We start from the raw sequence: 15,299 nt of genomic DNA on the forward strand, positions 1-15,299 counted from the left end.
GCGCCGATCGCCATCGCGAGCGCGGGCGCAAGATCGAGCGTATCGAGGCCCACCTCGCCGTCGACGCTCTTCTCCTGGTCGAGCGTGACTGCGAGATGACCGCGCAGATGCGAGCCGGCCGCGCTGCTGTCGAGATCGTCGAAGGTCAGGCGATTGCCCGAGAGGCCAACGCGGGACGACAGGCTGACGCTCTGCGCCGATTTGTCGGCCGGGCCGGTGCCGAACAGCGGCGCGAGGTTGGCGTTGCGCACGCGCAGATTCACACTCGCTTTCGGCTCCGACAGTTCGACGCTGCCTTGCGCGTCCGCGTCGAGCCCGCCGCCGCTGAGCTTTGCATTCAATTGCAGCGGGCGGCGCCAGGCACCGCTCAGCTTGCCTTCGAACTGCGAGGCGCCCTCGCCCGCGGCCACCATGCGATCGAGGCCGAACAGCGCGAGCAAGGCACCGGCCTGCGGCGTCGAGACCTTCGACTCCAGCGAGAAGTCGCTGCTGCGCAATTTGTCGATGTCGATGCCGTTGACGGCCGCGAGCGGCGTCTGCGCGGCCAGCGTCGCGGTGGCCCTGAGCTGCGGCGCGTCGAGATCGAGCACGGCGCGGGCGTCGCTGCGATCGGCATGCTCGGCGTTCTTGTCGAGGCTGAGATCGAGCTTGAGGCGGGTCGCGCCCGGCAGTGACGGGAGGGCATCGAAGCGTGCGCGCACCGACGGCGCAAACGGCTCGAGCAGCGCGGTGAGCTCGCGGAGCGAATTGGCCGAGGATTTCAGCGCGAGCTTGCCGGTGGCCCTGGTGCGATCGAAACTGCCGCTCGCCTCCGTGGTCACGCCGCTGGTCTGGCCGAACCGCAATTGCTCCAGCGACAACGCATTCGGACCATAGCCGAGTTTTGCCGCGAACGGCCGCAATTCCTGGCCGGCGGAGATGGCGCGGCCGATATCGAGCGAGAGTTTTGCCTCCTCCGGCCATTCGCCTTGCGGGCCGGCCAGCGCACGGACAAAACTCGCGGCGGCGTCGAGGTCGAGACGGTCGGCCTTGAGCTCGGCATCGATCCGCGAGCCCTTGCTGGCGCCCGTCTGCACGAAGCCGATGCGGCCCTCGACCGCACCGCCTTCGATGTCGGCTTTCAGCCTGTCGATGGCAAGATGGTTGGCGGCGATGGTGACGTCGCCGGCAAGGCGCAGCGGCCGCGTGCTGCGGCGGTTGATCTCGCTGCGGCCCTGGAGCCAGGCCACCAGCGTATCGGGATCGGACGATTCGACGCTGAGACGGCCGCTGAAACTGTCGGCGCCGGGCGCAGAGCCGTTGAGCGAGAGCTGCGTCATGCCGGGCGCGCGCAGCTCGAGCCGCTGGAAGGTCCAGGACCGGCCGTCGGTCCGAAGCTCGGCCGCGATGTTCTGCAGCGGACGGCCGCCGAGCATGATCTGGTCGGAGTTGAACTCGATCTGCGCCGGGATCGGCGCCTGCGGGATCGCAGCCAGCCCTGCGCGCAGCGCCGGCAGGATGCGCAGCGGCTCGGCATCGTCCTTGCCGGCCAGCTTGTCGGCATCGATCTGGCGCGCCGACAGCACCGCGCGCAGCAGCGGTGAGGCGCCGAACCTGAGGTCGCCGACGCCGCCGACTTTCAACGCATTGTCATCGGGGCCGAAGCTCGCATCGATCTGGTCGAATTTGGCGCCGGCCGGATCGGCCTTGAGCTTGGTCGTGAGCTTCCACGGCGTCGGCCCGGCCTCGCCGGCCTTCTTCGCGGCGGGCACGGCCAGCGTCAGCGCGCCGTCGAATTTCGGCAGGCGGTTGTCGAAGGCGAGCACGCCCTCGAGATCGGCGAGGATGGCGCGCTCGCCGGGATCGATGTTGAGATGGAGACGGGTGGCGCTGCCGTCGGCGCTCGGGCCGGAGGAGATGCGGAAGGGATAGCGCACCCCGGTTGCGGTGAAACGGCCGTCACCGCGCACCGAGCCGGCCAGCGAGCGGACGTCGCCGGAGAAGGCGATGTCGTTCAGCTCCAGGGTCGAGCGGCTGGCGGCATCATGCAGGGCGATGCGGCCGGTGAGGTTGAGCCGCTCGATGGCCAGCGAGGCCAGATTGAAGGTGCCGCTTGCCGTGGACGGCAAATCGACCCGTCCCCGGGCATCGAGGCCGAGGTCCACCGCCATGCCGTTGACCGTCAGCTCGGTGGCGCGCCATTCGCCGCGCATCAGCGAGCTGAGGCTGAACTCGACGTCGAGCTTTTCGGCGCGCAGGCGGCCGAGGTCGTTGTTGCCGCCGAAGGTGACCGCGCGCAGCCGCAGGGTCGGCGCCGGCAGCAGCCGCGCGTCGAGCTCGCCCGCCACCCGCACCGGCACGCCGATGATCCGGCCAGCCTCCGCCTCGAACTGGGGCCTGAACTGGTTCCAGTCGATGAAGTAAGGCCCGATCAGCGCAGCCAGAAGCGCTAAGATAAAGGCAATCGCCAATCCGAGCAGTGTCGTCTGCACGGGTCTCCCCTCGGCCAAACCGGCCCGGGCCCAACCTGAGGGCCTCAGGCGCGCCGGAACAGCCCCTTATATAGGGGGAAGTGTGGCGAAGTCACAGCGACTGTTGCGCGCGGAGGTTAACGCCACGGCCCGCCCCTCACCCTGAGGAGGCCGCAGAATGCGGCCGTCTCGAAGGGCGAGGCCCGACTGTCGCCGCCTGGATGCAGCGGGGCCTTTCATCCTTCGAGACGACCGCCGCTCCTCAGGATGAGGAAAAGTGCTCGCAGGACCAGGCAATCACCAGCTGGCGGGGAGCTGCGTCAGGCCGCGCAGCACGAAGGTCGGCCGCCATTTGGGGTTCTCGACGTCGTCGATACGCAGATCCGGCAGGCGCCGCAACAGCGTGGCAATGGCGATCTCGGCCTCGATGCGCGCCAACTGGGCCCCCAGGCAGAAATGGATGCCGCCGCCGAAGGACAACGGCTTCACGTTTTGGCGGGTCACGTCCAGCTGGTCGGGCCGGTCTGGATAAACGGCCGGATCGCGGTTGGCGGAGCCCAGCAGGCAGAGCACGGTCTCGCCCTTGGGAATTCGCTTGCCGCCGAGATCCTCGATGTCCTCCAGCGTGACGCGGCCGGTCATCTGCACCGACGAATCATAGCGCAGGAATTCCTCGATCGCGCCCACCATCAGCTCCGGCCGGGCTTTGAGCAGCGCGAGCTGGTCCGGATTGCGGTGGAGCGCGAGCAGGCCGTTGCCGATCAGATTGACCGTGGTCTCGTGGCCGGCGCCGAACAAGAGGATGATGTTGGCGGTCAGCTCCTCGTTGGTGAGCTTGTTGCCGTCTTCCTCGGCCTGCACCAGCTGGGTGATGAGGTCGTCGCCGGGGTTCTTGCGGCGCAGCTCGAACAGCTGCTGGAAGTACATCTGCGCCATCATGTTGCCGGCGTTGCCCTTGGCGATCTCCTCCGGCGTGAGCGGCACGGGATCGAGCAGCCGCCCGCCATCGCGCGAGCTCTTGTAGAAGGTCTCGCGATGGTCCTCGGGAATGCCGAGCATGTCGCAGATGATGGTGACGGGCAGGCGGAAGGCGAAATCCTCGATCAGGTCCATGTGGCCGCGCTCGATCACGGCATCGATCGCCTGGTCGACGATCTCCTGGATGCGCGGCCGCATGTCCTCGACCCGGCGCGCGGTGAAGGCCTTCACCACGAGGCCGCGCAGGCGGGTGTGGTCGGGCGGATCGGCTTGCAGCATCCAGTGGCTCATGCTGCGGAACACCGGCTCGTCCATGATCTGCGGGCCATAGCGGCGCTTGGAGCGCTCGACGTAATCCTTGCCGAAGCGCTTGTCGCGCATCACGAGGCTGACATCGGCATGGCGGCTGGCGAGGAAATGGCCGAACGGCGTCACGTGGATCGGATCGCTCGTGCGCAGGCGTTCGTAATGCGGATAGGGATCGCGGATGAAATCCGGCGACAGCGGATTGAACAGCGGCGCGCCGCCGCTGGGTTCAACCTGGGTGGGTTGCACTTGCTCGTTCATGGTGACCTCAAAACCGGTTGCCGCATGACACGAATACGCAAGGCTGCCCCCAAGCCCGGCGTAACCATCCCTGAAATTATCAACTCGATACATTGTTGTATCGAGTTGCATTCTGCCCTAACCTGGCGCGATGTCAAGGGTGAGAACCAGGCCGACCAGGGACGATACGCGGGACAAATTGTTCGAGGCGGCCGCGCGCGTGTTCGAGGACGACGGCATCGGCGGCGCCAGCATCGAGGCGATCGCGGCCGCCGCCGGCTTCACCCGCGGCGCGTTCTATTCCAACTTCAAGAGCAAGGACGAACTGATCATCGCCATGCTGGAAGACCATGTCGAGCAGTCGATCCGGCGCAACATGGATATCCTCGCGCAGCACGACAATCTCGACGATTTCATCGCCGCGCTGAAGTCGATGGACCGCACCCGGCAGGACCCGCTCGGCCGCTCGCCCCTGCTCCACATGGAAATGATCCTGTTCGTCGCCCGCGCCGAGAAGCGCCGCCCGGAACTGGCAAAGCGCCTGCGCGCGCGTCGCAAGCTGATTGCGGATATCGTGGAGGCGACGTTGAAGAGCAACGGGCGGAACGACCGGCTGGACCCGCCATGGATGGCCTCAATCGTGCTCGCGCTGGAAGACGGCTTTCGCCTGCACCGATTGATCGATCCGGAGACAACGCCGGCAGACAGCTTTTTGCGGGCGATCACGGATTTGAGGCGAAGGACAGGGTTGGCGTCGGGGTAAGGGCGGTCAGGTTCGCCCTCGCACCCGATCGATCTCCATAATGGCTAGTGCCGTTCGATATTGTCCATTGCCGCAATCAGCGAGGCGATCTCGATCGTGGCGAAATTGCAGAAGGTGTCCGAGACCGCATACGGAAAGATGATCTTGTCGCGATGGCGCATCGCGCCGCAGGTATAGACGACGTTCGGAACATACCCTTCGCGTTCGGAAGGGTCCGGGCGCAAGAGCGGCTCACGCAGGCGGCCGAGCACCTTCGAAGGATCCTTTTTGTCCAGCAGCGCGGCCCCGATCGAATATTTTCGCAGAGGGCCGACGCCGTGCGTCAAAAGCAGCCACCCCACGTCGAGCTCGATCGGTGATCCGCAATTGCCGATCTGCACGAATTCCCAGGGGTATCGAGGCTTGAGAATCGGCTGGCCGCCATCCCACGTGTGGAGATCGTCGGACAGGATCAGATAGAGGTTTTCGTTGTCCTGGCGCGCGATCATTGCATATTTCCCGTCGATCTTTTGCGGGAATAACGCCATGCCCTTGTTGCGCGCGGCATTGCCCTTCAAGGTCGATAGCCGGAACGACACGAAATCGGATGTCTCGATCAGCTCCGAGCGGATCGCCCGTCCGCTATAGGCGGTGTAGGTCGCGTAGTAGACCGTCTTTCCGCCGCTGCTGAATTGCACAAAGCGGGCATCCTCGATCCCGTTCGACTGCGCTTCGGTGACCGGAAAAATCACCCGCTCGCTCAAAACGTCTCCGGCCGCGAATGTGACGTCGATATCGTCGCCGCCGACACCCGGTGTCTGCCTGACAAGATCGGGACTGGATGCAAGACGCGCCGTCGGGTCGATGGTCACGGCCCCGTCTGCCGCAATGACCCCCGAGCGAAATGTCAGGGATGACACATGGCCCTCGCCGACGGCCCGAAGACTGAGGATGAAGCGGAGACTGCCTTCCGGCGTTCCGGACTGATCGGGATGCGGCACGATGCTCGGATTGAAGAGCGCCGAGGCCTCGAACGAATACTCGTTGAGAAAATAGGCCCCTACGAGCTGGCGCTGCACCTGTGTAAAGACAGCATGGTCGGCCAGCGCCTCCTCCATTTCCGAGGCGCGTGCCTCGAAGGTCTGCAACAGGTTGCGGTGACGGCCGAGGAAGTTCTCGAGAACGTCGGCCAATTGACGGTCGGCCGTCTCGGCGTCGAGCGCGAGGACCCGTTCGACGATATGGTTGGCGCGGGTCTTGTCCGTCGGATTGAGATCGCGCGGCTCCGTGGCCGGCTTGAAAGGCCGAACGAGCACACGGCTCGGATCTGGCCGAAGTTGAAGGGCTTGGCGTTTGAGGAAGGGAGATTGCGACAAGACGGCCTCGGTTGGTTGAAGGAGGAATCGCTATCGGCGCGGTCAGGCGACCAGCGGAGCAGGCTTGGCGCGGCTTTCGCTGAGGCGGGCAATTTGTCGAATCTCGGAGAGCCCGAGCAAATACGACACGACGGATTCCCCTCCCCGGTTCTCATTGGGACGGTCGGGATGCAGGCCATCCCGGCAGCTTCCGGTTTCCAGGTCGACCAGCGAGGCCGACAAATCGTTGCTGCCCAGAAACCACGCGAAGACTCGTGCGGCTTCGGCTTTCCACTCGACGTCGTGAACGGCCCGCCACGCGGCGAGGCATGCCGCAATGGTCGCCGCGGCCTCCAGCGGCTGCTGGTCGAAGGCATGTGGCGGTTGGCGGCGATCACCAAATCCCGCCGTGCCGACCGGGCGGAACTGGCCCTTCGCGGAAGTCTGTCGTTTCACGAGCCAGCGCAGCGACTCCAGGCCGATATCGACATAACGCGATGTCTTGCTGGCCATGCCGGTCACGATCAACGCCTGGGGCAAGCGCGCGTTGTCGTAGGCCAACCCATCCTCGAACCAGACCCAATCGCCCGTCGCCACGATGTCGAAGATCAAACTCAACTGATCGGCAAGCACGGCACGCAGGCGGGTCGCACGGAGATCGTCCGGAACAGCCGAGCAGTAAGCATCGAGCCCAAGCAACACAAACGCCCACGCACGGGGCGACCTGAAACTTTCCACCGTCGCCATCGCTTCGGAAAACAGCGCCGCGGCCCATGAGCGGCGCGACAAATTGGCATCGGTCAGCGCGCACACGCCCAGCGCCCAGAGCGTTCGTCCGTGGCTGTCCTCAGATCCCCTGTCCTCCAACCAGCAGCGGTTGAAGCCCATGAAATTGCGAAACCGTCGTGTATCCGGATTCCAGGCATGCTGGACGAAGGCGGCAAATCGCGCAGTCAGGGCTTCCGGCAGCCGCTGTTCGCCCGGATTGTTGAGCGCGCAGGCCACGAGCAGCGCGCGGGCATTGTCGTCGACGCAATAGCCGTGGGCACGGTCCGGCACGCTATGAACGGCATGCTGAAACAGTCCCGTGTCGTCGCACATCGACAGGAAATGGTCGAGTTGCATCTCCGGCGGCGCGCGGCTGTCGCGCAGCAACGTGCTGGTATCCGTGCGCGCAATGGTCTTGAGCCGATGCCGGCGCCCGGCATTCTCGAAGACCGACATATAGCGTTCGGCGGTCCTCTCCCATGTCATTGCGCGGCTGCTCGAATAGGCCCGCTTGCGCATCGCCTGTCGAAGCACGTCGTTGGTGAGCAGCTTGGCAATCTCGGTGCCAAGCGCTGCTGCGTCGCCAAAGGGAACCAGAATGCCGCGGCCATCGGCGAGCAGCTCGCGGGCATGCCAATACGGCGTGGAAACCACGGCCTTACCGAGGCCGAAGCTATAGGCAAGCGTGCCTGACGTCATCTGGGCTTCATTGAGGTACGGCGTTACGTAGACGTCGGACATCGAGATGAAATCGAGCAGCGTTTTCTGATCGACGAATTGATCGAGAAACACCACGTGGCGCTCGACTCCGGCCTGGCGCGCGTGCGCCATCAGGGCCTCGCGATAGGCTTCGCCCTGATCGCGCACGAGGTTGGGATGCGTCGCACCGAGCACGACGTAAACGGCGTCGGGGCGTGTTTTCAGAATCGAAGGCATCGCATCGATCATGACTTCGATGCCCTTGTTCGGCGACAGCAACCCGAATGTCAGGATGACCGACTTGTTGCCAAATCCGAGTGCAGCCTTGGCCGCGTCGGGTTCGACGAATGCGAATTCCGGGATGCCGTGCGGGATGATTTCGATCTTCTCGTCAGCCACGTGATAGACCGAGCGCAACAACTCCCGGCCTTTCTCGGCCATCACGACGACCTTGGATGAGACCTCGACGATGCGCGCGATGACGTCGCGCTGCACCTCCGTTGGCTCGGACAGGACCGTATGCAGCGTCGTCACGACCGGTAAGGTCAGGCGTGACAAGAGGCTCATGATCTGACCTCCGGCTTCGCCGCCGAAAATGCCGAATTCATGCTGCAGCGAAACGGCCTCGAAACCGCCGCTGTTCAGGTAGGCGGCCGCACGGATATAATCATCCTGCCGGTCGTCGTTGATCTCCAAGCCCACGGTAGGAGGATAATCGTAGACCTGGCCGTGATCGGTCATCGCAACGATGACCGTCTCCAGATCACCTCGGGAGGCCGCAATGGCGCTCTGCAAGTCGGTGGTAAAGGTCGCAATGCCACAGCGGCGGGGAAGCGAGTTTCCGATGAAGGCGATACGATTTACGGCAGCCAATTGGGCGTCTCCGATGGTTTGAGCGCGGCAGTCTCGAAGGAGGTCGGCACCAGGGCGCTCGGAGAAGCGTATGGCGCGCGGCTGGCGCCCGCGACGCTGCGCTCCGTCAACGCCCCATGGTTTACGTTCGGGCCGGGATAGGCCAATAGCGCTCTCAACCCGCTCGCACCTGCCTCGATGTCCGCATGGTCGGCTTCCAGGAAAGCGGCCTCACCCGGCTCCAGCCTCATCGAGCCGAGTTGGGCGTGACCTTCGATCGCCAGCAGCCAGGTCTCTTTCGGTGCGTCGAGCGTCCACACGGAACCAGGAGCAAGGTCAATTTGCTCCATGACAAAGTAGGAATTGACCGTGAGCGCCATTCGCGCGCCGCTCAATCGTTCGGGAGGCGCCTGGGTCCTGCAAGGGCCCGGCGTCGCCACCGCAACGGCATTTTCGATGTGCAGCTGGCGCTCTCGTCCGTAGTCGAACAGCCGGAACGTGGCGTCGCTGTGCTGCTGGATTTCGACGAGCACGATGCCAGCTCCGATCGCGTGAATGGTTCCAGCGGGAATGAAAATGACGACGCCCGCGCGAACCGGATGCCAATGCACGATATTGGCGATCGAGCCATCGGTGATGGCGGTTCGCAACGCGGCGGCGGAGCGCGGATAGTTCAGCCCGACCGCGACCTTGGCGCCGGGGATGGCGGAGACAATGTACCAGGCTTCCGTCTTGCCGTTGGCAAGTCCGATCGAGCGCGCGAACGCATCATCCGGATGAACCTGAATCGATAGCGGCTCGGTGGTGAGGAGCATTTTCAGCAGCAACGCCGTCTTGGGCGCTGCAAGACCGGGGCGCTCAAACCACAATTCCCCGATCGGGCCGTCGCCCGTCGACGCGAGACTCCAGGGACGCAGATCGCGACTTCCCCAGGGCTTCGGCTTGGTTCGCACGATGGCATGTTCGATCGTCACGCGGACCTCCCGAAAGCCGTGCGTTCAGTCGTCGACCATTCTTGCAGGACGTGGGCCAGTCCAGGGCGGAAGCGAATCCCATTCAGCCCGTCGCATGCGGCGTTCTTCACCACCGACTCTGACGAAAACAAACGGAGCGTCGTCCTGCCCGGTTTTCGATCCAGTGAATGTGGCCGGAAGTCCGTTCGAGTTTCGGATCGTTGCGGTATTTGCCAAGTCGCCTCCTGACCGATCTGCGTGCGAGATCGCTGCTGCAGATCACCTGAAATTGGACGCCCGATGCCTCAAGGCCGACGCGGCGACCGACGGAACCATGAAACCGGCAGCGGCACCGGAGCCACCAACCCCTCACGAGATTTAAATTCTGGGATATCGGACATCCAACCGCCTTCCAGGTCGAGGCGGGAGCGTAATGCTCTCAGTCACCGATAACGGCCTAGGGCGGGCGGTGATAGCGAGCATATAGGAACGTCATCGCCCAATAGCGAGACGAGAGCATCAACCAGATTGGCTTTATTAGCTGTATCTTTGTGTTGGCATTGCTCTATGGTCACGAGACCTGACGGTTGAGTTGACGAGGGACACTTGCTCAATCCCAACCCTGGCTGGCCGATCCGCCTTGCGGAGAGGCTATCGGATGTCGCATGGTTTCAATGGATCATTTCCGGCAAGAGATTCGATCCCGGTTCGAACTGGCGAGCGCGGAAGGCCGACAGGACCTGACCATCGAATGTGGCGAGCTTTACCGGTCCGTGAGCAAGCTCCCCCTTTTCGATCCGTGGATGATCTTCTGCTGCAACGCGATGCGAGCGGAAATGGCCTTGACGGATCACTTGATCTTCGATGACGGCAAGCCGAGCCTGCTGACCATTCACTATGCGTTGCCACGACATCAAAAGCGACCAAAAGCAAGCCAGCTACGATTGGAGTAACTTGATGCGTTGGCTCCAATGACCAACTTGTCGCTGCTGCTGTTGCAGAATGGCTTGCCCGATCTTCCAGTGGCGCTGATCGAGCCTCATCGAAATCGCGGCGCGATCTGGCGGATCAAATTCAGCTATGAGATTGACCAGCCGCTCTCGATGAGCGCCGAGCAGGCATCGTCGTTGGCAACCGATCTGCATCGGATCGGCGCAGACGAGCTGGCTGGTGAGATCGACGATGCGGTCAGAAGTGCGGCGCGCTATAATGCGATGTGATTGCCATGGGCATGGCGCCTGGGTCCCTGCCGTGCAACGCGACAAGCCGCGCGCCTACGCCGACCGCCTCACCTCACCCGCACCCGCCGCCGCAAGGTCCAGCCGCCCCAGCATCGCCCTCGCCTGCTCGGCGCAGTGCTCGATCAGCCAGCGCTCGAACGCGACGGGCGCCAGTGCGGGCGCGTACAGAAAGCCCTGGACGATGTCGCAGCCGAGCTCGGCGAGCGTCCTGCGCTGACCTTCGGTCTCGACGCCTTCGGCGACGACGGTCATGCCGAGGCCCTGGCCGACGCGCACCACGGCGGTGGCGATGGCGACGGCGCCCGCATCACGCTCGATATCGCGCATGAAACTGCGATCGATCTTGAGCTCGCGGATCGGCAGATGGGCGAGCCGGCTGAGGCTGGAATAGCCGGTGCCGAAATCGTCCACCGAGAGCCCGACGCCGAGCTCGCGGATCGCGTTCATGGTCTCGAGCGCGGCGACGCTGTCCTGCATGAATGCGCCTTCGGTGATCTCGAGCATCAAGGCATCCGCCGGCAGATCGTATTCGGCGAGAATGTCCTTGAGCCGCGCGGCCAGCGTGACGTTGCGGAAATTGATCGGCGACAAATTCACCGACACGCTGGGAATGTTGAGCCCGGCGCGGCGCCAGTCCGCCATCTGGCGGCAGGCCTCGCGCACCGACCACAGGCCGATCTGCTCGATCAGGCCGCACTCCTCGGCCAGCGGGATGAACTTTGCCGGCGAGACGTCGCCGAGCACGGCATCGTGCCAGCGCGCCAGCGCCTCGACGCCGTGAATTCCGCCGTCGCAGCTGCGGATCTGCGGCTGGTAGCTCAGCGTCAGCGCGCCCTCGGCGATAGCCTTGCGCAGCGCCGCGATCAGCGCCAGCCGCTGCTCGGTGAGCCCGTTCATCTCGGCGCTGAAGATGCGATGAGTCGAGCGTCCGGCCTGCTTGGCCATGTACATGGCCGCGTCGGCCTGCTGCATCAGCGTGTCGATGTCGGTGGCATGGTCGGGATAGAGGCTGATGCCGATGCTGGCCGACATCTGCATCTGCCTGGATCCAAGCCGCAAGGGCGCAGACAGCGCTTCGGTGATCCCGGCCGCGACGCGCTCGGCGCCCTCGGCGGTCCGTTGCGGCAGCAGGATGACGAATTCGTCGCCGCCGAGCCGCCCCAGCATGTCTTCCGGCCCGATATGCTCGCGCAGGCGCTGCGCGAGCTGGATCAGCAGCTCGTCGCCGGCGGCATGGCCGAGCGTATCGTTGACGTCCTTGAAATGATCGACGTCGAGGAAGGCGAGTGCGACATGGCTGCCGGTCGGGCAGGCGTCGATCGCTGTCGTGATCAGGTTGCGCAGTTGCGCGCGGTTCGGCAGGCCGGTGAGGATGTCGTGATAGGCGAGCCGCGCGATCTCGGCGCGCGCTTCCTTGCGCTCGATCGCGAACGCGCCGAGATTGACGCAGGCATCGACGATGCGGCGATGCCATTTGCTCGGCGCGCGGGGTTCGCGGAAATAGAAGGCGAAGGTGGCGATGACCCGGCCGTCCTTGGCCTTGATCGGCGTCGACCAGCAGGCGCGCAGGCCGACTTCGAGCGGCATGGCCTTGTAGGGCTGCCAGCGCGGATCGGTGTCGATGTCTTCGGCCAGAACCGGCTCGCCATAGAAGGCGGCGGTGCCGCAGGAGCCGACATTGGGGCCGATCGCGATGCCGTCCAGCGCACGCGAATAGTCCTCGGGCAGGCTTGGGCCGCCGAGCGGATGCACCAGGCCCGCGGCATCGACGTGAAGCAACGAGCAGACGACGTCGGGCGCGATCTCCTCGACCCGGCGACACAGCCTGTCGGCGATGTCGCTGATCGGAACCTCGTCGGCGAGCGAGCTCATGATGAGCTGCTGGAGCGAACGCAGCTGCTTGGTCTCGGTGATGTCCTCGAGCAGCGCGAAGATGTGCCTGACCCGGCCCTTCTTGTCGCGGAAGGCATCGATCCTGGCGCAGACCCAGATCTCCCCGCCGTCCTTGTCGTAGGCGAGCGTCTCGATTTCGCTGCGCCGTCCGCCGGTCATCAGGCGCTTGACGAGCTTGGCGACGGCCTTGCGATCGGTATGCCGGCCGGCGATGAGCTCGGCGGCGCGGCGGCCCTCGGCCTCCTTGCTGGTGTAGCCGAACAGAGCCGTGAACGCCGAATTGACGTAGACGATGTTCTGCTCGACGTCGGTGATGACGACCGCGCGGTTGGTCTGGTCCGAGACGGCGTGGAGAAGCCCGATCCTGACGCGGCGTTCCGCGTCAGCGGTGACGTCGCGTGCGAACACGATGTGATGGGTCTCACCGCCGACGGTCGCCGGCGACACCGTCACGAGTGCCTTGATGCGGCTGCCGTCGCCGCGCACGAGGCTGATCTCGTCCCGGAAGCCGACAACCGGTTCGGCCTGAAGACATCTGAGCGTGAGGATTTCGGCATCGCGGCCGAGCACCTCGGCGCGCGCGAGCTTCCAGATCCGCTCGGCGGCGCCGTTGAAATGCGTGATGCGATGGGCGTCATCGACGATGACGACGCCGTCGTCGGCGCATGCGAGCGCGGCGCGCAGCACGTCCGGAATTTCTGTCACTGGGCAATCGGAAGCGGACATCGTGTGACCCGGAGGCATCGGGAAAATGCGGCAATTGGTGCGACGCTAATGCTCCGATGGTGTCCAAGACGTTTTTGCAACACCGCCGCCCCGGGCCATGAGGCGACATGCTTAACGTTCCGCGAAAACGGCGAAGGTATCTTGATGCGTACGGAACCTATTCGGCAGCGAGGTCAGGCTTGAGCCTGTGCAGCCGGCCGGCCACGGCCCGCACCTTGCCCGGCGATGCGCGCCAGACCGACAGCGCCGACAAGCCACTCACGACCATGGCGATGGCGAAGGCGAGCGTGTAATCGCCGGTGCGATCATAGAGGAAGCCCGTGAGCCAGGGACCGGCTGCGCCGCCGGCCAGGGCTGCCAGCATGATCATGCCGAAAATGCTGCCCTGGTGCCTGCCCTGGAAAATCTCGAACACCACGGCCCCCATGATCGAGGTGAGGCCATAACCGAGCGCGCCCTGCGCGAACACCATGACGTAGACGAGCCAGAGCGAAGGTTGATATTTCAACGCGATCAGCGCGGCGAAGCAGATGACAAAACCCGCGCAGCTGATCGCCCAGACCCATTCCCGTCCGATCCGGTCCGAGACATGGCCGAGCACGATCTGGCCGGGAATGCCGAGCAGGCTGACCACGCCGAGCGCCCAAACCGCGACACCTGGGCTGAAGCCGATGTCGAGCAGGAATTTCGTTTGATGCACCTGCACGGCGTACCAGATGTACAGGCCGGAGAAATAGCCGACCGCGATCCACCAGAACCGCGCCGTCGCGACGGCGCGTTTCAGCGTCCAGTCGGTATTGACCCAGACCGGATCGACGACGTTGGAGATGGGAGCCGCCGCGCCCGCCGCCGGCGCGGCATCGCCGTCGGGCTGAAGGCCGATATCCTCCGGGCGCCTGCGCAGCAGCAGATTGATCGGCGCCAGCACGACCAGGATGAGCAGGCCCATCGCGGTGCAGGCGGTACGCCAGCCGGTCTGCTCGATCATGTGCTGCACCCACGGCAGCAACGTCACCGAACCGATGCCGACGCCGGCAAAGGCGATGCCGATGGCGAAGCCGCGCTTGCGGATGAACCAGTTCGGCAGGAACAGCGACTGGCCGGAATAGCCGAGACACACACTGCCCGCGCCGACCATGACGCCGATGGTCACGTAGAGATGCCAGGGCTGGCTGGTGAGCGGGGCGAGCAGCAGTCCGCCGCCCATCAGAACGACGCCGAGCTCCATCACCGCGCGCGGACCGGCGCGGTCCATCAGGCGGCCGATCAGCGGACTCGCCACGCCGGACGCCACGAAGCCGAACGAGAACGCGCCCGCGGTGATGCCGCGCTCCCAGCCGAACTCGGAGAGGATCGGCGGAAAGAAAAGCGAGAACGCAGTGCGCGCGTTGACCCCGATGGCCATGGTGACGAAGGTCACCGCGACCACGACCCAGCCGTAGAAGAACGGAAGACGCATGGAGTTTTGTTTCATCCCTAGATAGTACTACCGATCATCCGGGGAGGCTTGGGTCAAGCGATTTTCACGCACGCCCGTTGTGGCGCGTAACAATTGGAAATGAAGGAACAGGCGATTCGTCGCGGTACATCTTCGAGGCGCCCGCCTTTGCGGGTTCCTCAGGGCGACGGTGACAGATTTGTGCGCATGGCCGCGCGGCGCGCGCTCAGGCCGCGTCGCGCTGCGAAGCCCGGCCGGACTCGTCGAACGCGATCTGCTCGACCGGCTGCGGGCGTCCGAACAAATAGCCTTGGGCAAAGTTGACGCCGAGCGCCGTCAGCCGCTCGAACTCCTCGGAGGTCTCGACACCCTCGGCGGTGACCGACATGTCCAACCCGCGCGCCAGTGTCACGATCGAGGCGATGATGGCGGAAGAGCGCGGGTGATGCGTGAGGTTGCGGATGAACGACTTGTCGATCTTGATCTTGTCGAACGGGAACGCGGTCAGATAGCTGAGCGAGGAATAGCCCGTGCCGAAATCGTCGAGCGCGAACTCGATGCCGATGCTCTTCAGCCGCTCCATGAAGGCGAGGTTCTCGACGCCGCGTTCCAGCAGCACCGATTCCGTGATCTCGATCTCCAGCCGCTGCGGCGGGGG

General features: G+C 64.6%; 11 protein-coding genes. 3 read left to right on the forward strand and 8 right to left on the reverse strand.

Features of this window, described 5'->3' with window-relative positions; translation table 11 throughout:
- Both PMI42_RS33400 and PMI42_RS33405 read right to left on the reverse strand, forming a co-directional pair.
- On the reverse strand, window positions 1–2,471 hold a 2,471-nt coding region (locus tag PMI42_RS33400; RefSeq protein ID WP_008143351.1), incomplete at its 3' end, for an AsmA family protein.
- 276 nt (window positions 2,472–2,747) lie between these two features.
- Entirely contained in the window at window positions 2,748–3,995 is a 1,248-nt protein-coding gene (locus PMI42_RS33405) for a cytochrome P450 (protein WP_008143353.1), read from the reverse strand.
- 130 nt (window positions 3,996–4,125) lie between these two features.
- Between PMI42_RS33405 and PMI42_RS33410 the strand changes: the two genes are divergently transcribed.
- Window positions 4,126–4,737: a TetR/AcrR family transcriptional regulator gene (locus PMI42_RS33410; protein ID WP_008143354.1), complete on the forward strand. Its 612-nt coding sequence runs from the start codon at window positions 4,126–4,128 to the stop codon at window positions 4,735–4,737.
- 44 nt (window positions 4,738–4,781) lie between these two features.
- Here PMI42_RS33410 and PMI42_RS33415 read toward each other — a convergent pair whose 3' ends face one another.
- From PMI42_RS33415 to PMI42_RS33425, 3 genes are read right to left on the reverse strand one after another with little or no spacing between them, the layout of a single operon-like run.
- Window positions 4,782–6,092, reverse strand: coding sequence for a glycoside hydrolase family 130 protein (locus tag PMI42_RS33415; protein ID WP_008143355.1), 1,311 nt, complete (start codon window positions 6,090–6,092; stop codon window positions 4,782–4,784).
- Window positions 6,093–6,134: 42 nt separating this feature from the next.
- Window positions 6,135–8,411 carry a glycosyltransferase family 4 protein gene (locus PMI42_RS33420; RefSeq protein ID WP_008143356.1) on the reverse strand — a complete coding sequence of 759 codons (2,277 nt, stop codon included), beginning with the start codon at window positions 8,409–8,411 and terminating at the stop codon, window positions 6,135–6,137.
- Complete coding sequence (locus PMI42_RS33425) at window positions 8,399–9,364, reverse strand: class I mannose-6-phosphate isomerase (RefSeq protein WP_008143357.1); 966 nt, start codon at window positions 9,362–9,364, stop codon at window positions 8,399–8,401. Before PMI42_RS33425 ends, PMI42_RS33420 begins: the two co-directional genes overlap by 13 nt.
- 644 nt (window positions 9,365–10,008) lie before the next feature.
- On the opposite strand from PMI42_RS33425, the gene PMI42_RS33430 reads away from it, so the two are divergent.
- Both PMI42_RS33430 and PMI42_RS33435 read left to right on the forward strand, forming a co-directional pair.
- Window positions 10,009–10,296, forward strand: a complete 288-nt coding sequence (locus PMI42_RS33430; protein ID WP_157195861.1) for a hypothetical protein — start codon at window positions 10,009–10,011, stop codon at window positions 10,294–10,296.
- 18 nt (window positions 10,297–10,314) lie between these two features.
- Window positions 10,315–10,563 (forward strand): hypothetical protein, encoded by a 249-nt coding sequence (locus PMI42_RS33435; protein ID WP_008143359.1) that lies wholly within the window; start codon window positions 10,315–10,317, stop codon window positions 10,561–10,563.
- A 54-nt stretch (window positions 10,564–10,617) separates the two neighbouring features.
- Here PMI42_RS33435 and PMI42_RS33440 read toward each other — a convergent pair whose 3' ends face one another.
- The 3 genes from PMI42_RS33440 to PMI42_RS33450 all read right to left on the reverse strand — a co-directional run.
- Window positions 10,618–13,203, reverse strand: coding sequence for an EAL domain-containing protein (locus PMI42_RS33440; protein WP_035967369.1), 2,586 nt, complete (start codon window positions 13,201–13,203; stop codon window positions 10,618–10,620).
- 157 nt (window positions 13,204–13,360) lie between these two features.
- Complete coding sequence (locus PMI42_RS33445; protein ID WP_008143362.1) at window positions 13,361–14,662, reverse strand: MFS transporter; 1,302 nt, start codon at window positions 14,660–14,662, stop codon at window positions 13,361–13,363.
- A 205-nt stretch (window positions 14,663–14,867) separates the two neighbouring features.
- Window positions 14,868–15,299 (reverse strand): EAL domain-containing protein (locus PMI42_RS33450; RefSeq protein WP_008143364.1); only part of this gene is annotated, 432 nt, incomplete at its 5' end.

The sequence above is a fragment of the Bradyrhizobium sp. YR681 genome (genome assembly GCF_000282615.1).
Classification (GTDB): domain Bacteria; phylum Pseudomonadota; class Alphaproteobacteria; order Rhizobiales; family Xanthobacteraceae; genus Bradyrhizobium.